We start from the raw sequence: 15,905 nt of genomic DNA, 5'->3' as shown, positions 1-15,905 counted from the left end.
TAGCGGCCACGATCGGGGGGAGACCGATGGACGACGAGAGTTCTTCGCGTAAGAAGGAAGCGTGGACCTTCGCGCTGGTCATCGTGTCCGTCCTTGCGCTCGGGATCGTGCTGGCAGGATTTCTGCAACCTGAGCGGGAACCGGAATTGACGACGGCTCCGCCCACGTCGACCACAGAGGCCGAACCCACTGCGCCCGTCGAATACGAAAGGGTGGAAGAACCTGTCGACCTGACGGCTGACATCCCTGGATGCGACGTCGTCGAACAACCTGACGAGACCGGTGGCTACAGTGCGATCTCGGTCATGACAGGCGCTGAGCAGACCTACGACAACCCCAAATTTCCCTGGTTCAGCGGGCCGAAGGCGACCGCGATGTCGAATGCGGTTGCCGAGATATTGCCGGACAGCGCAGAGATCGAGTTTGCGAGTCCAGAGCGGTCGCTCGTCTTTCAACCGATCACGGACTTCGGCGACTCTGACGCCGAGCCCAAAGGGAGCACCATTGCATCGGGGTCGGTGGTCGACGGTGACGCCAGGGGCAGTCTGACCGTCCAAGTGCAGCAAGGCTCAGCTTCGATTCCATCCTGTGTGGCAGGGTATCTCGACGAGCGTCGAACCTTGCCTGACGGCGTGGTGGTCGATGTGCGCGACACCTGGTGGGAAGTGAATGGTGTTCGCACCCTCAGTCGGTCAGCGCAGGCATACGTGGCGGACGGGTCGCTGATCCACGCGAGCTCCACCGACAACTTCGGAGCGACACAACAGGAGCACAGCGACAAAATCCCCTTGACCACAAACGATCTGGTGCGCATCGTCAGCGATCCGCGGCTCCGCATCAGCACGCCCGTTCCGCCGGGCACACCCGCGCCGTCGGAAGAATGTTATGGCTACTCCGAGACCAACGGCCCGGCCGTTACTCGTGAGCAGGCAGTGCGACCGAACGGTACGACGACGGGTGGATCTTTTCGTCGGACCGCCGGATGATCGGTCTCACACCGCTGCCGCGGTGACCGGTGCGGTCAGGGGCACAGACGGTCGATCGCGTCGATGATTGCGTGGCGATGCCACGCGTAATCGTGTCCGCCGGAGTAGGTTTCGAAGTGCACATCACCTCCGGCGTCCTTCGCCGCGTCCGCGAACCACCGTGACTGATCGACCATCGCGCCCTCGATGTTTCCGACCTGCACCACAACGCGGTTGGTGAAAGGCGGGTGCCGGCCATCCGTTTGAGCGACCGAGTGAGCGTCCCGGGTCGCTCGTAGTCGCGTGTTTCGCTCTCTTCGTCGAACCAGAAGGACCCCGACTGTACGATCGCAGCGTCGACGAGGTCGGGGAGGTCGATGAGAAGACCAGCCGCAGCCAGGCCACCGTAGCTTTGGCCGGCGACGATGATCCCTTTCCATCTGATTCCGGCTCGTTCGAGTGCCGGAAGTACTTCCCGCGTCAACAATTGCGTCATCAACGCACGCTTGTCGAGAATGCGCCGGTCGGGTGTGCTGACGAGGATGGCGGTCGGCGATGGTCCGGTTGCATCCCTGTTGCGCTGGGTCATTGCGCTGCGATAGCCGAATTCGGAGTCGGCCCACAGGTCTCCGTCGAACATCACCAAGAGTGGTCCATCCACGTCACCGGGAAGAATCGTCAGCGTGCGACCCGATTCCACTATGGAATAGGCCGATTCACCCTCTGATCTCGCATCCTGGTCAGGGTCCGGCCACGCCGGGTGTGTCCGCGCGCCCGGCAATTCCAGCACCGACGACGAGCCGCGCATACCGAACGGACGGCGAATCACATCAGGATTGGCTGGGTCGGAGACGAGATTGTCGAGGACCTGGTAGATCGAGAATTTTTGTTGCGCTTCAACGGATTCGAAGACCAAGAAGCCGTAACTCACACATGCGTCGTCCGGAAGTCGGACCGTCGTCGCATATATGCCCGGCTCGGTGAGCGTCAGCCCGATACCGCCGTGGATGGTCGTACCGGGATAGCCGGTCAGATGAAGCGAGACGACCACGGGAACATCGCTGTACCAACGAAATGTGACATCGGTGTACCCGGCGACCGGGTTGGGTTCAGTGACCGCCATCAGTTCGACTGCCTCCTCCCGGTTCAAGACGTACCGTGCTCGAGAATCGCCATCAATGCGGCACTGAAAGGCTCAGAGCCGACATCGCCTCGGACAGCTAGTTGTTCGCTGTAACCGACGAGAACTGCGACAAAGGCTTCGGCGATCTGAGCCGGGTCACCCGGGTGATTGTCAGGGATGAGTTCAGCGATCGCCGTCCGCAGCTCTTCGAGTTGGGCACGAACTACCTCCGCTAACGCCGGCGACAGCGCGGCTTCGGCGTAAATCTGGGCGACCAACCGGGCATGGCCGGTCTCTCGGGACATGGTCCGCATGTGCTCGAGTAGATCCCGCACCGCCTCGGCGTTGAGTGCGTCAGGAAGTGCGCCACTCGCCTGTTCACAGACTGCAATGACGATCTCGTCTTTGCTTCGGAAGTAGCGGTAGATCGCCCCGTTGGACAGGCCGGTCTCAGCGACGATGTCCGCCATCGACGTTCGCGCGAACCCATGGCTGGCGAACCGAACGCGGGCGGCGTCCACTATCTGTTGACGTCGCGCGTCGAGGTGCGCTTGGGTGACCTTCGGCATAAAAGAGTGACCCCTCGTTTTATTTGGTACGTTGAACAGATCGTACCGAACACCCTCTGGAGCCCACCATGCGCTACAAGACCTTTTCTCGCCACAGCGGACTTCGGGTGTCTGAATATGCCCTCGGCACCTCGACCTTCGGCGCAGTCGAGACCCTTGACCGACCCGATGCCTCCCGCACGATCTTCGACGCCTTCGTCGCTGCGGGCGGCACCACGTTCGACTCCTCCGACGTCTACCAGGGCGGGCGGGCCGAATCCGTCCTCGGCGAACTGCTTGGTACCGATAGAGACGATTTCGTGGTGATCACCAAATACACAGGTCTCCGACAAGACCATTCCGGCCCCGGCACAACTGGAAACAGCCGGAAAACCATGATCCGCTCCCTGGAGGCCAGTCTTCGCCGACTCCAGACGGACTACGTGGACGTGTTCATGCCGCACTTCCCGGACGGTGTCACGCCGGTCGCCGAGATCCTCGACACCTTCGACGACTTGATCCGATCCGGAAAGATCCTGCACGGTGGGCTTTCCAACTTCCCTGCCTGGCGGATAGCCGGGGCGGCAATCCGATCCGAGCTGGCGGGCCATGCACCTTTGATCGGCATCGAGACCGAATACAGCCTCGCCGAACGATCTGCCGAGCGGGAACTACTGCCGATGACCCAGGCCCACGGCCTTGGCGCGCTGCTCTATTCACCGTTGGCGGGTGGACTACTCACCGGCAAATACCGACGCGGCGAGACAGGTCGGCTCAATGCTCACGCCGGCGGAGTCGAGGACGAAGGGCACAACGCGGCAGTACTCGACGCCGTGCTGGCCATCGCCGACGCGATTGGCAGCACCGCCCTTCAGGTGTCCATGTCGTGGCTACGCCGTCGGTCCACACTGGCGAACACCGCACTGATTCCGATCATCGGCCCACGCTCCCTCTCACAGCTGCAGGCATACCTCGATTCGCTCGAGTTGGAGTTGAGCGAAGAGCACTATCAGCGCCTCGACGACGTCAGCGCTGTCCGGCTCGGGACACCACACGAAGATGTGACGGCCGCACTCGCGGGCGGCTACGACGGTGACCGCACCTCGCTCGACACACCCCTGATCCCAGCGCTCTGACCGACAGAACTCGCGATAGGAAGCCAACTATTATGTCCAGCAACGTACTCGGTGTCAGCTTCGACGCTCACGACGCCTACGCTATCGCCACCTTCTGGGGCGAAGTCCTGCAATGTGCCGTCGCCGATGGAGCCAGCGCAGACCACGCCTCACTCGCGACCGAGCCAGACGCGTATCGCCCGCGGATGAGCTTCCACCGAGTCCCCGAAGGCAAATCCGTGAAGAACCGGATGCACCTCGACCTCACCACCACCGACTTCGACACCGAGATCACCCGACTCATCTCCCTCGGCGCAACGAAACTCAACGATGTCGACCTGGGTATCCGGTGGGCGACGCTCGCCGATCCTGAAGGCAACGAATTCGACGTCATCGACGGATCACACACCGGAGGCCGGGCGGCTGCCGCCGACAGTGGGTAACCGGGCCGAACAAGTTGCCGCGCAGGCAATTTACGACCGAAGCCGCACTGCAGCTCGACATTTCCCGATGGCGGCAGAAATCAGCCGCGCGCCATATCCACGAACTTGCTCAAATGTAGTTGGTGCGCAACGGTAATCGTCGCCGTCGGACCGTTACGGTGCTTGCCCACAATGATATCCGCTTCGCCTGCGCGTGGATCGTCGCGTTCGAAGGCGTCGGGCCGGTGCAGCAGGATGACCATGTCGGCGTCCTGCTCCAGCGAACCCGATTCACGAAGGTCGGAAACCTGGGGACGCTTGTCGGTACGTTGCTCGGGTCCACGGTTCAGCTGGCTGATCGCGACCACGGGAACTTCGATCTCCTTCGCCAAAAGCTTGATGCTTCGCGAGAATTCGGAGACTTCCTGCTGGCGGGATTCGACTTTCTTACCCGATGACATCAGCTGCATGTAGTCGATGACCACAAGCTTGAGGTCATGCTTCTGCTTCATACGCCTTGCCTTGGCACGGATTTCCATCATCGTGAGGTTTGGCGAGTCGTCGATGAACAGTGGCGCCTCGGAGATTTCACCCATCCGCCGGGCCAACCGTGTCCAGTCGTCATCACTCATCCGGCCGGCGCGCATATCGCCGAGCTTGATCTTGGCCTCGGCGGAGAGCAACCGCATCACGATCTCGGTTTTGCTCATTTCCAGGGAGAACATGGCACTGGCCATGCCGTGCTTGATCGAGCAGTTTCGCAAAAAGTCCATGGCGAGCGTTGATTTACCGACACCTGGTCGCGCGGCGACGATGATCATCTGGCCGGGATGAAGCCCATTGGTCAGCTCGTCGAGATCGTGGAACCCGGTCGGCACGCCCTTGGACATTCCGCCGGCCGACGCGATGGAGTCGATCTCGTCCATCGTCGGCTGCAGCAACTCTTCCAACGGAACATAGTCTTCTGTGGTGCGACGCTCGGTCACCTCGTAGATCTCGGCCTGCGCACGGTCGACCACTTCGGCCACATCCTGGCCATCGGCGCCGGCGTAGCCGAACTGCACGATGCGCGTGCCCGCCTCGACGAGTCGGCGCAGGATCGACTTCTCGGCGACGATCTCGGCGTAGTAGCCGGCATTGGCGGCCGTCGGAACCGTGGAGATCAGCGTGTGCAGGTACGGCGCACCGCCCACTCGACGAAGTTCGCCCATGCGGTCCAGCTGGCCTGCCACGGTCACCGCGTCGGCCGGCTCACCCTTGCCGTACAGGTCGAGGATCGCGTCGTACACAGCCTGATGAGCGGGCTTGTAGAAGTCACCCGGGCGCAGCTTCTCGAGGACATCGGCAATGGCGTCCTTCGAGAGCATCATGCCGCCCAGAACGGACTGTTCCGCAGCCATGTCCTGAGGGGGTTGACGACCAAAATCTTCGCTCGGTGGCGCCTGATCCTGGGGTTGAGCATATCCGCGGTCATCAACGACGGCCAAGATGCCACCCCTTCGCTAGTTTGTTCGGTTCAAGTCTCGCAGGCCGCTCCGACATCTCGGAACCGCCATGCCGAAGCCGACTCGATTCGACACACTCCGGCAGACACTAAGGGCTGGTGCGGATCCGGCCAAATGCACCTGTGGATCAGCCTGTTAGCCAGCTGTGCACCATCCGCCACATCTTGTTAGCGCCCTGTGTGGAACTTGTGGATAACTCAAGTCACATTTGTGATCATCCCAGCTCAGGGGCTGTTCAAGACTTTTAGTTACTGTGGATAGCGTTCTCGCGGCGTGTCCCCGGATGTCCGGTTTCGGGCGTGTTCGGTTTAGCTCACGATGAATCACGGGTGACGCGCAGACCACTGAGGTGCAAACATCCGACTGGTTTTGCGACCTATCAAAAGTGATCTTCGCGATCGTTTTTGCTTGACGCCGAACCTGACCACGTGATCGGCCCAATAGTGGTGGAATGAAGTGTCGGGGACCATTCGGGGGAGGCGTTCGTGCGAAAAATACTCGGAGCAGTCATTGCAGGTGCCGCGACAGCGGCACTTCTGACAACGGGCTCGATGGCATCGGCCGCACCATCGCCCGACTATCACCAAGTGCCGGACCTATCCGGCTATGCAGCGATTGATCCATCGCCCTACCGCTCCCCCGATTACGCCGACAACGGGCGCACATTCTTTGTCACCCCGAGCGGTCGCGCCTGTGCGCTGGGCCCCGGCTACGCATTCAACGGCTGCGGCGGACATCCGCGAACCGCACCCCCGGGGAAAGTCGGAGTGGCCATCTCCGGCGGACAAGAAGGCCCCTACTGGGTCCCGGCCAACACCAGCTACCGAACCACGCCGACAGGCGGGTTCCGCGCGCCACTCCTCGACGTCGGCCAGTCGATCACCGTCGAGGGATCAACCTGCGCCGTGAGCCCCGTCGGTGTCACCTGCGTCGCAGGTCCCCGCGCGTTCACGGTCACGCAGACCTGGTTCAAGTTCGTCTACCCGGCAGGTGACACTCGCCATGACAAGAACTCTGATCCGCGCTTCCTACCGGCAGACCAACGCTGACAACATTTTCTCAAATAACGAGCGCACCAGCCTATTTCGGATCTTCGAGGTCCTCTTGGTAGGCCTCCATGGCAGCAACCATCGCCGCGAAGACCCGATGTGCAGCCTCGAGATCGGAGTCGGGCAACTCCGCGAACGCGTCCCGCATGTGTCGGCCGAGTGGCGCAAAGAACTCCCGTGCGACGGACATGCCGTGATCGTCGTAGTGCAGCATCACTTTCCGTCGATCGCGTTCATGTGGTGCCCGCCGGATGTGTTGGGTCGCGATCATTCTCTCGACGAGGTGCGTCACCGCGCCCCCGGACACCTGCATCCGCTTGCCAAGCGCCCCGGCGGTCAGCGGCTCACCATCGGCGTCGGCGACCATCACGTGCAGCAATGCCCGGAAGTCGTTGGCGCTGAGATCGTTCTGCCCGGCGAAAACCCTGGTGATCCGATCCGATTCGGCGTTGAGCAGCCGCAGGTCAGAGGACATCTGAGTTTCCAGCGCAGCACGCGGATCCTCAGATGGCGGTTGCTCGGACACAAGTTCCTTCTTCCGGTCAAAGCATCTCGACAACGAGATACTTTAGTTGCTCAATAGTTGAACATATGAGACGGTTTTGCAATGGCGATTATCGACAAGTCCATCCATTCTGGCACCCGCTGGGACCGCTTCGCTGCCCTCGTGACCGGTCGCCGGTCGTGGTTGGTCGCGCTGGTCGTGTTGATTCTCGCCGGTGGCGCGATGGGTTTGATCGGCGGTAACGATTCGGCCGAAGAGGCACCCACCTCGCTGCCGACCTCAGCCGATTCGGCGCAGGTCAAAGATCTCCTGGAAGAGTTCCCCGATTCCAACGTGGCGCCCGCGGTCCTGGTGACCGTGCGCACGGACGGCGGCGTGCTCACCGCCGCCGATCAGCAAGCTGTGGCGGCCGCATACCAGCGCATGCTCGCCATCGACCGTTCCGTACCTGCCGATACCCCGGCCGGACCGCCCGTGATCACCTCACCGGACGGGATGGCCGCGATCTCGATCGTCCCGGTCAACACCGACTTGAGCGGCTTCAAACTCACCGACCTCGTCGATGAGCTCCGCAGCGCCGCCGACAATGGTCTGCCTGCCGACCTCAAGACCTATGTCACCGGCGGCCCGGCCTTCGGCGCCGACACCGCCAACGCCTTCTCCGGCGCCAACATCACCCTGCTGGCAGTGACCGCACTGGTTGTCGCTATCTTGCTCATCGCCACCTATCGCTCACCGATCCTGTGGCTGATTCCGCTGTTCGTCGTCGCCTTCGCCGACCGCGTGGCCAACTCGATCGGCACCGGACTGGCCGAACTCACCGGCCTGTCGTTCGACGGATCCACCGCCGGGATCACCAGCGTGCTCGTCTTCGGCGCCGGTACCAACTACGCCCTGCTGTTGATTTCGCGGTACCGCGAAGAACTCCGCACCGAACCCGATCACCGGGTGGCCCTGCACTACGCCGTGCGCCACGCCGGCCCGGCGATCCTGGCATCCAACGCCACCGTTGTGTTGGCGTTGTTGACCCTGCTGCTCGCCACCCTGCCGAGCACCCGCAGCCTCGGCGCCCTGGCCGCCGCCGGCCTGGTGGTCGCTGTCCTCTTCGCGCTCCTGGTACTCCCACCGCTGTTGGCGCTCTGCGGAACTCGGCTGTTCTGGCCATTCATCCCCAAGGTCGGTGACCCGATTCCGACCGAGGGTGGTCTGTGGTTCCGGATCGCCGGCGGCGTCTCCCGCCATCCGATCAAGGTGTTGGCGGTCGCCCTGACCGTGCTCATCGCATGTTCACTCGGTCTGGCCGGCGCCCAGATCGGCCTGTCGCAGACCGAGCAGTTCCGGGTGAGTGCCGACTCTGTCGAAGGATTCGACGCACTCGCGCAACACTTTCCGGCCGGCGAGGCCGACCCGACGACAGTCGTCGCGAAAACCGATACCGCACAACAGATCCAGGGTGTTCTCGATGCCACCGACGGTGTGGTGTCTGCGTCCGAGGACGGGCAGTCCGAGACCGGATGGACCAAGTGGTCGGTGGTGATCGATGCCGCACCGGCATCACAGCAGGCCTTCGACATCATCGACGATCTACGTTCGGCCACCGCTGACGTCCCGGACTCCGATGCGCTGGTCGGCGGTTCGGACGCTCAAGCACTCGACACCCGCAATGCCGCGGAAAGCGACCGCTTCCTGATCATTCCGCTCATCCTGGCCGTGGTGTTCGTCATCCTCATCGTGTTCCTGCGAGCCCTGGTGGCGCCGGTGGTCCTGGTGGCCACCACGGTCTTGAGCACCGTCGCCGCAATCGGTCTGGGCAGCCTCATCAGTGAGCACGTCTTCGGCTTCCCCGCCCTCGACGACAACGTGCCGCTCTACTCGTTCCTCTTCCTGGTCGCGCTCGGCATCGACTACACGATGTTCCTGGTGATCCGAGCCCGGGAGGAAACCCCGGGGCACGGGACCCGCGATGCCATCATCCGCGCGGTGGCCTCCACCGGTGCCGTGATCACCAGTGCCGGAATCGTTTTGGCAGCCGTGTTCTGCGTGCTGGGCATCTTGCCGCTGATCACACTCACCCAGCTCGGCATCATCGTCGGCATCGGCATCCTGCTCGACACCTTCCTCGTGCGCACGGTGGTCATCCCGGCGCTCTTCAGTCTGATCGGGCCACGAATCTGGTGGCCCGGCAATGTGGATACACAAGCGCGTCCACAACCTGTATCAGAACCGCAACCGAAGTAGGAGACGACAACCATGACGTTCTCGACTCGTCGCATCACCCAACTCGTGGCAGGCGCCCTGGCAATGGGATTCGCCCTCGCCTTCGCCGCGCCGGCCTCCGCAGACATCAGCTCTGCCCCGCCGCCGTTGAAGCCGGTGGCCAAACTCGACACCCAGCGCTACCTCGGTGAGTGGAACCAGATCGCCGCACTCCCACAGCCGTTCAACCTGATCTGTGCCCGCGACACCAAGGCCAACTACCAACTGATCGACGCATCGAACATCCGGGTCGAGAACACCTGCATCACCTGGACAGGCGGAGACAACCGGATCGTCGGTAACGCCCGCGTCAACGACACCGTCACCGGCGCGCAGCTGCATGTCAGCTTCCCCGGTGTGCCGACGCAGGAGTCCAAGAGCGGACCCACCAATTACGTTGTCTCCCATATCGCCGACGACTACTCGTGGGCGTTTGTCGGCAACCCGTCGCGCACGTCGGCCTTCATCCTGTCCCGTGAACCGGCGGTCAGTGCCGAGGGATGGAAGGAAATCCGTAAGGTCGCCGAGGACAGCGGCTACAACGCCTGCCTGATCCTGACCTCACCGACCACCGGTGGCTCGAATGAGATCCGGCCGCTCTGCACCGTCTGATCCCGGCGTCGCAATACCCGGAGATACAACAAACCCCCGACCCAAAGGGCCGGGGGTTTGTCGTAGACAGAAGCTGACTACTCGGCAGCAGCCACGGTCAGGTCGAACTTCGCAACGATGTCGTTGTGAAGGCTGACCACGACCGGGTACTTGCCGGTGGCCTTGATGTGCCCCTTGGGCAGTGCGATGCTCCGCTTGTCGAGCGACGGTCCACCGGCGGTCTTGATGGCACCGACAACATCGTTGGCGGTCACCGAACCGAACAGCTTGCCGGAGTCGTGGGTTTTGACACCCAGCTTGACCTCGGAGAGCCCTTCGATGGCCTGCTTGATCTCGTTGGCGTGCTCGACGCCACGAACTTCGCGGGCAGCCCGTGAACGACGGATGCCTTCGACCTGCTTCTCTGCACCCTTGGTGGCAGCGATCGCCAGTCCACGTGGGAGCAGGAAGTTACGGCCGTAGCCATCCTTGACCTCGACGGTGTCGCCGGGGACGCCCAGGTTCTCAACCTCTGCGGTGAGGATCAGTTTCATATTCTTGGTCCTTTCCGCTTATCGAGAGGTCGAAGTGAAGGGCAGCAAGGCAACTTCACGCGAGTTCTTCACCGCGATGGCCACGTCACGCTGATGCTGGACGCAGTTACCGGTGACCCGACGCGAGCGGATCTTGCCACGGTCCGACAGGAAACGACGCAGCAGCGCGGTGTCCTTGTAGTCGATCAGTAGGTTCTTCTCTTTGCAGAAGGTGCAGGCCTTGGCCTTGACAACCTTTTCTGCGCCACGGACCTTCCGTCCGCCTTTAGCTTTTCCAGCCATGTGTACTTACTCCAAAAAATGTTCAGACGGCTCGGGTTTCATCCCGATGGGTGTCTGGAAATGTTCGTCAGAACGGTGGTTCGTCGTCCCCGCCACCAAACGATCCGCTCGCGGGAGCACTGCCCCACGGATCGTCGTTCGATGCAGCTGCACTCGAGTTACCTCCGCCGCCACCGCCACGGTTTCCACCGCTGCCGCTGCCGCCGGACCCGAAGTTGCCGCCACCTCCGCCTGTTCCGCCGCCGCGCGAGGCCCGATTGACCTTTGCGGTGGCGTAGCGAAGTGAGGGACCGATCTCGTCGACCTCTAGTTCCACTATCGTTCGCTTCTCACCCTCACGGGTTTCGTACGACCGCTGCTTGAGCCGGCCGGACACGATCACCCGCGAACCCTTGGTAAGAGACTCGGCAACATTTTCCGCGGCATCGCGCCAAATGTTGCACCGCATGAACAGCGCTTCGCCGTCTTTCCAATCATTGGTCTGCCGGTCAAACGTCCGCGGCGTGGAAGCCACGGTGAAGTTCGCGACAGCGGCACCGGACGGTGTGAACCGTAGTTCCGGATCGGCTGTCAGGTTTCCAACGACGGTGATGACGGTATCGCCAGCCATGTGTATCTCCCGAGATCAGTTGCGGTTGCGCAGTGGTTTGGGGTCGATGTGCACCGAGCGAGCCCCCTGTTGAGAGGAAGCCTAGAACTCGGCACCGACACGCACTAGGACGTTCGCGGAGAACTTTTGGTTCTCGTGGAACACCGGGTAGCTACTTGGCTACCTTCGGCGGCTTGGCCGCAGCCTTGGCAGCGAACTTGGCAGCAATCTTCGCCCGTCGCACCTTGGCCTTCTCGTCCACGCGCATCACCTTGGTGCGGAGCACCGATTCGTTCAGCTTGAGCTGGCGATCGAGCTCGGTAACCGTGGCCGGTTCCGCGTTCAGATCGACGACTGCGTAGATACCCTCGGTGTGCTTGAGGATTTCGTAAGCAAGACGGCGCTTGCCCCAGACATCGACGCCTGCAACATTTCCGCCATCCTGGCGAATCACGTTGAGGAAAGTATCCAACGAAGGAGCAACAGTTCGCTCATCCAGGTTGGGGTCAAGGATGACCATCAATTCGTAATGACGCATAAGACCTCATCACCTCCTATGGACTAGGTAGGCCACGGACGTTCCGTGGCAGGAGGGTCGCCTGCGTCGGCAACCGAGCCAGGGTACCCCAGATGACCCTGACCAGCGAAATCCTCCCTACCCCCATGGGTGGCAACGCCAACGCGACAACCCATCTCCTACCCTGTAGCCCATGCCTTCGCCGCCGGTCCCTTCGACATGGGAGCTGACGACCCCCGACAAACCATCCTGGCGAATGCGCCTGAGTTCGGGTCGCGGCGAACTGGTTTTGATCCTGCTCATCTCGCTGGTGATCAGCTCGCTGTTCATGTGGCTCGGCTATCTGGGTAAGGCCACCTGCGGCGGAGCACCGTTCGACGCGTCCGGTCGCAGCGCCCACTGGCCCGTGGGAACCGGCGAAATCGTCATGCCGTGTTACTCCGACCTGCAGTTCCTCTGGGTCGGCCGCGATATCAACAACCACATCTTCCCGTTCATCCACGGCGGCATCACCGATAACGGCGTGCTGTACGGCGGCGTTGTCGAATACCCGGTTCTGTCGGGACTGCTGATGTACATCGGTGCCAGCGGCGCGCACACCGATACCGACTTCCTCTTCCAGTCGGCTCTGGTCATCGCGCCGTTCGGCGTCCTGATCGTCATCCTTCTCGCGCTACTGGCGCGCTGGTGGGTGCTGCTGTGGGCTGCAACACCGGCACTGATTCTCTATGCGTTCCACAACTGGGAGCTGCCGGTCGTCGCCACCACCGTGGTCGCGGTCGCGATCATGATCTTCGGCGCGCGGATCAATCCCCGCACCGGACTGCCGTGGCTGTCGCTGCGGACCAGCGCCTTGTGGACGTCGTTTGTCCTGTCGATCGGGTTCTGTCTCAAGATCTATCCGGGGCTATTCGTCTTACCGCTGGCCATCTTTGTGCTGACCCGGGCGATCGGTGCCAAACAGTCATCCAAGTCCGATCTCGATTGGAAGGGCGCAGGCGGGGTGGTCGGGGTGGCGATCGCGACGGTTGTCGCCGTCCAGTTGCCGTTCATGGTCGCGGGCTTCGAAGGCTGGAAGGCTTCCCTGTCGTTCCAGGGCAAGCGCAAGGCCGACGTGGACACCAACTCCATTTGGTACTGGGGCCTTCGACATCTGACCGGTGACGGACCCAACGATCCGGGCAGTCTTTACAACTCGCTCGTCGGCGTGGCCTCACCGCTGCTGATCATCGTCGGGATGGCCGCGGCCGTCTGGTTCGGTGTCCGGCACTGGCAGCGGGGCAACGTCTTCCCATGGATCGGGACCAGCGCGGCGATGTTGGCCGCGTTCATGCTCTTCCACAAGGTGCACTCGCCGCAGTACACACTGTGGATACTGCCCTTCTTCGTGTTGCTCGCCGTCGACTGGCGGATCGTCGTGCTGTATCTGATCGGCGATGTGGCACTCGATCTCACCATCTTCCGGATGTTCGGCATCCTCACCCGCGGCGACGACATGACCTGGTGGGTGATGGGTGGCGTGCAGCTCGGTGTTTGGTCTCACGCGCTGTGTCTGCTGATCCTGATCTACCACTTCGTCGGTGCGCCCCTGCGGGTGCCGCCGAAAATCGCTTCACCTGAGAAGGTCCCGGAGACTACCGTTCCGGCATGAGCTGGTTCACCGCCCCTGTCCTGACCGGAGTTCGAGTCACCCTGCGCCCGTTGGTATTGTCCGACGCTTCCGCGCTGTATGCGGCGGTCGATCGCCAGGACGCCTACAAATGGACGACGGTCCCGACCGACGCCGACAGCGCCACCCGATACATCCAGACCGCCCTCGACACTCCCGATCGGGTGGCGTTCGCCGTGCTCGACCAAGACTCTGGCCGGATCGTCGGGTCCACCAGTTTCTACGCCATCGAACCCGCAAATTGGACGCTCGCCATCGGTCACACCTGGTATTCGACGACAGCCCAGGGCACAACGGTCAACCCGGAGGCCAAACTCCTGCTGCTGCAACGGGCTTTCGAGGAACTCGGTGCGGTCCGGGTGGTCTGGCACACCGACGAACGCAATGCCCAGTCCCGGGCCGGGATCGCGAAACTGGGTACCACCTTTGAGGGGCTCCTACGCAAACACCGGCCACTGCCCGGACCCGCCGAGGAGACCCGCTCGAACGGACCGCGGCCGTCGTTGTGGCGCACCACGGCCCAATACGCGATGACCGACGAGGACTGGCCCGCGGCCAAGAAGGTTCTGGAGCAACGCTTGCGCCGATGAGGTCGCGGCGGGTCAGGCCCGCGAACCGACCTCGAACGCTTCGGTGGGCGGTTCGCTGTCGACCGAGGTTCGGGTTGCCTTGCGCGGCCACGGCATCCGATCCGGCGCGTTGTCCAGTACGCCGCCGCCGGGATCGTCGACCACGATGCTGCGCCAGCCACGGCCACGTCGAACCAGGTCTGCGGTGGGGTGATAGATCTGCCAGATCACCATCGCGCAGAGGCCGATCACGGCAACGTCGCGGATCACCACCGCCGACAGGAACCACTGTTCGGGCAGCCCGTCGTCGGTTTCCTTGTACAGATACCACATCATTCGGGGCACCCACACCAGAGCGTCGATCAGCATCCAGCCCAACAGGATTCGGGTGTGCGGTAGAGCCAGCACCGCCAGCGGGACGAGCCACAGCGAGTACTGCGGACTCCACACCTTGTTCACCAGCAAGAACCCGGCCACGGTCAGGAACATCAACTGCGCCAGGCGCGGACGCATCGGGGCCTGGAATCCGATGAACACCACCACAAGACAGACCAGGATGAACAGGCCCATGCTGATGGCATTGAGCAACGTCGGCGACTGACCGGGCTGATTGCCCCACTGGTAACCGGTGATCGCGGAGATGACATTGAACAGGGTGTCGGGGTCGGTACCGCGGTCTGAGTTGTACCGGAAGAACTCGGTCCAGCCGCGAAAGTGGGTGACCATGATCGGCAGATTGATCAGCAGCCACGTCGCCGCGGTCAACGCCGCGGTCACCAAGAAGTCGCGCACCTTGCCCACGCGCAGACACAGCACGAGCAACGGGATCAGCAACAACGCCGGATACAGTTTCGCCGACATGCCGATACCCAGGAAAATGCCTGTGAGCCACGGGTTTCGCCGCGACCAGGCCAGCATCGCGACCGAGAGCGCCGCGATGGCGACGGCGTCGAAATTGGTGAAGATGTGCACGATCACCAGCGGCGACGCCGCGGCCAGCGCCGCAGCCCACACCCGCCGCTGCGCAGTCAGTGCCGTCGCCCAGATGGTCACCAACCAGCACAGGGCCAAGCCCAGCGCCACCAGGTTGAAGAACAGGACAACGTCCAGAGCCCCCGGAACGCCCCAGTTGTCGTGCGCCCAATCCCAACCGTGTGCGGTCTGCGCCGCCGCGTACATGAACATGCCGGTCAGGACCGGGTACTCCATGAATCGCTGCTGCTGACCGCCGGCCCCGTCGTCCTCATACCAAGATGTCTTGTAGGGGAACGCGCCCTGGTCGAGCCGCTCGGCGCTGTACAGCGGAATGGTGTCGGCGTAACACATTGCGGTGTATTGCCGGTGGTTGTCCCAGTCCAGGCCCATGACCCCGGTCTCGGAGTCCGGGGCCTGCTGCAGACAGCCGGCTTTGGCGTACCAACCGAGCGCCAGGAACACCAGTGCGATCAACATCAACACCCGAACCGGGGTCCAGGTTCGGCTCCGGCCGACAACAGCGTGCAGGCCGATCGGGCCACCGATCACCATGCTGCCCGGCGCGACGATGGGATCGGTGCGGCTGGGCAGCTCGCGGGTGGTCACCTCACGGCGATCCGTCGCCGACTCCGCAGGCGCATCGAACAGGTTCAACGCATTGGTGGTGTTCG

General features: G+C 62.7%; 16 protein-coding genes and 1 pseudogene. 8 read left to right on the top strand and 9 right to left on the bottom strand.

Annotated features, from left to right (window positions below; translation table 11 throughout):
* The first annotated feature begins 26 nt into the window (after positions 1–26).
* On the top strand, positions 27–986 hold the full coding sequence (locus tag AC1TPF_RS03845) for a hypothetical protein (protein ID WP_482142689.1): 960 nt from the start codon (positions 27–29) through the stop codon (positions 984–986).
* Here the strand turns inward: AC1TPF_RS03845 and AC1TPF_RS03840 are convergent.
* Both AC1TPF_RS03840 and AC1TPF_RS03835 read right to left on the bottom strand, forming a co-directional pair.
* The gene (locus AC1TPF_RS03840) at positions 916–2,088 is read right to left on the bottom strand and encodes an enterochelin esterase domain-containing protein (protein ID WP_482142687.1); all 1,173 of its coding nucleotides are present in this window, start codon (positions 2,086–2,088) and stop codon (positions 916–918) included. The two genes, AC1TPF_RS03845 and AC1TPF_RS03840, sit on opposite strands and share 71 nt — an antisense overlap.
* Before the next feature lie 23 nt (positions 2,089–2,111).
* The gene (locus AC1TPF_RS03835) at positions 2,112–2,657 is read right to left on the bottom strand and encodes a TetR/AcrR family transcriptional regulator (protein WP_482142686.1); all 546 of its coding nucleotides are present in this window, start codon (positions 2,655–2,657) and stop codon (positions 2,112–2,114) included.
* A gap of 107 nt (positions 2,658–2,764) precedes the next feature.
* On the opposite strand from AC1TPF_RS03835, the gene AC1TPF_RS03830 reads away from it, so the two are divergent.
* The gene (locus tag AC1TPF_RS03830) at positions 2,765–3,772 is read left to right on the top strand and encodes an aldo/keto reductase (protein WP_482142685.1); all 1,008 of its coding nucleotides are present in this window, start codon (positions 2,765–2,767) and stop codon (positions 3,770–3,772) included.
* A gap of 32 nt (positions 3,773–3,804) precedes the next feature.
* Positions 3,805–4,194 (top strand): VOC family protein, encoded by a 390-nt coding sequence (locus tag AC1TPF_RS03825; protein WP_482136434.1) that lies wholly within the window; start codon positions 3,805–3,807, stop codon positions 4,192–4,194.
* 80 nt (positions 4,195–4,274) lie between these two features.
* Here AC1TPF_RS03825 and dnaB read toward each other — a convergent pair whose 3' ends face one another.
* Positions 4,275–5,660, bottom strand: a complete 1,386-nt coding sequence (gene dnaB, locus AC1TPF_RS03820) for a replicative DNA helicase (RefSeq protein ID WP_482136435.1) — start codon at positions 5,658–5,660, stop codon at positions 4,275–4,277.
* 503 nt (positions 5,661–6,163) lie between these two features.
* Here dnaB and AC1TPF_RS03815 point away from each other — a divergent pair.
* Entirely contained in the window at positions 6,164–6,727 is a 564-nt protein-coding gene (locus AC1TPF_RS03815; RefSeq protein WP_482142684.1) for a hypothetical protein, read from the top strand.
* A 31-nt stretch (positions 6,728–6,758) separates the two neighbouring features.
* On the opposite strand, the gene AC1TPF_RS03810 is transcribed toward AC1TPF_RS03815, so the two are convergent.
* On the bottom strand, positions 6,759–7,202 hold the full coding sequence (locus tag AC1TPF_RS03810; RefSeq protein WP_482142682.1) for a MarR family winged helix-turn-helix transcriptional regulator: 444 nt from the start codon (positions 7,200–7,202) through the stop codon (positions 6,759–6,761).
* A gap of 132 nt (positions 7,203–7,334) precedes the next feature.
* On the opposite strand from AC1TPF_RS03810, the gene AC1TPF_RS03805 reads away from it, so the two are divergent.
* Both AC1TPF_RS03805 and AC1TPF_RS03800 read left to right on the top strand, forming a co-directional pair.
* A complete protein-coding gene (locus AC1TPF_RS03805; RefSeq protein ID WP_482142680.1) occupies positions 7,335–9,470 on the top strand; it encodes an MMPL family transporter in 2,136 nt (711 codons plus the stop codon).
* A 12-nt stretch (positions 9,471–9,482) separates the two neighbouring features.
* A complete protein-coding gene (locus tag AC1TPF_RS03800) occupies positions 9,483–10,100 on the top strand; it encodes a lipocalin family protein (RefSeq protein ID WP_482142678.1) in 618 nt (205 codons plus the stop codon).
* Between the two features lie 77 nt (positions 10,101–10,177).
* On the opposite strand, the gene rplI is transcribed toward AC1TPF_RS03800, so the two are convergent.
* The 4 genes and pseudogenes from rplI to rpsF all read right to left on the bottom strand — a co-directional run.
* The gene (gene rplI, locus AC1TPF_RS03795; RefSeq protein WP_482136440.1) at positions 10,178–10,633 is read right to left on the bottom strand and encodes a 50S ribosomal protein L9; all 456 of its coding nucleotides are present in this window, start codon (positions 10,631–10,633) and stop codon (positions 10,178–10,180) included.
* A gap of 18 nt (positions 10,634–10,651) precedes the next feature.
* Positions 10,652–10,915: a 30S ribosomal protein S18 gene (gene rpsR / locus AC1TPF_RS03790; RefSeq protein WP_020106984.1), complete on the bottom strand. Its 264-nt coding sequence runs from the start codon at positions 10,913–10,915 to the stop codon at positions 10,652–10,654.
* Positions 10,916–10,982: 67 nt separating this feature from the next.
* Entirely contained in the window at positions 10,983–11,525 is a 543-nt protein-coding gene (locus tag AC1TPF_RS03785) for a single-stranded DNA-binding protein (RefSeq protein WP_482136441.1), read from the bottom strand.
* 241 nt (positions 11,526–11,766) lie between these two features.
* A pseudogene (gene rpsF, locus AC1TPF_RS03780) lies at positions 11,767–12,042 on the bottom strand (30S ribosomal protein S6); the annotation flags it as partial.
* Between the two features lie 172 nt (positions 12,043–12,214).
* On the opposite strand from rpsF, the gene AC1TPF_RS03775 reads away from it, so the two are divergent.
* Together AC1TPF_RS03775 and AC1TPF_RS03770 are read left to right on the top strand one after the other, a co-directional pair.
* Positions 12,215–13,672: a hypothetical protein gene (locus tag AC1TPF_RS03775; RefSeq protein ID WP_482142677.1), complete on the top strand. Its 1,458-nt coding sequence runs from the start codon at positions 12,215–12,217 to the stop codon at positions 13,670–13,672.
* On the top strand, positions 13,669–14,280 hold the full coding sequence (locus AC1TPF_RS03770; protein ID WP_482142675.1) for a GNAT family N-acetyltransferase: 612 nt from the start codon (positions 13,669–13,671) through the stop codon (positions 14,278–14,280). The genes AC1TPF_RS03775 and AC1TPF_RS03770 overlap by 4 nt, the downstream gene beginning before the upstream one ends.
* A gap of 12 nt (positions 14,281–14,292) precedes the next feature.
* Here the strand turns inward: AC1TPF_RS03770 and AC1TPF_RS03765 are convergent, their stop codons facing one another.
* A complete protein-coding gene (locus tag AC1TPF_RS03765; RefSeq protein WP_482144021.1) occupies positions 14,293–15,888 on the bottom strand; it encodes a glycosyltransferase family 87 protein in 1,596 nt (531 codons plus the stop codon).
* Positions 15,889–15,905 lie beyond the last annotated feature (17 nt).

It is taken from the genome of Williamsia sp. Y853, from assembly GCF_056786495.1.
This window is presented reverse-complemented; position numbering and strand designations above follow the sequence as displayed.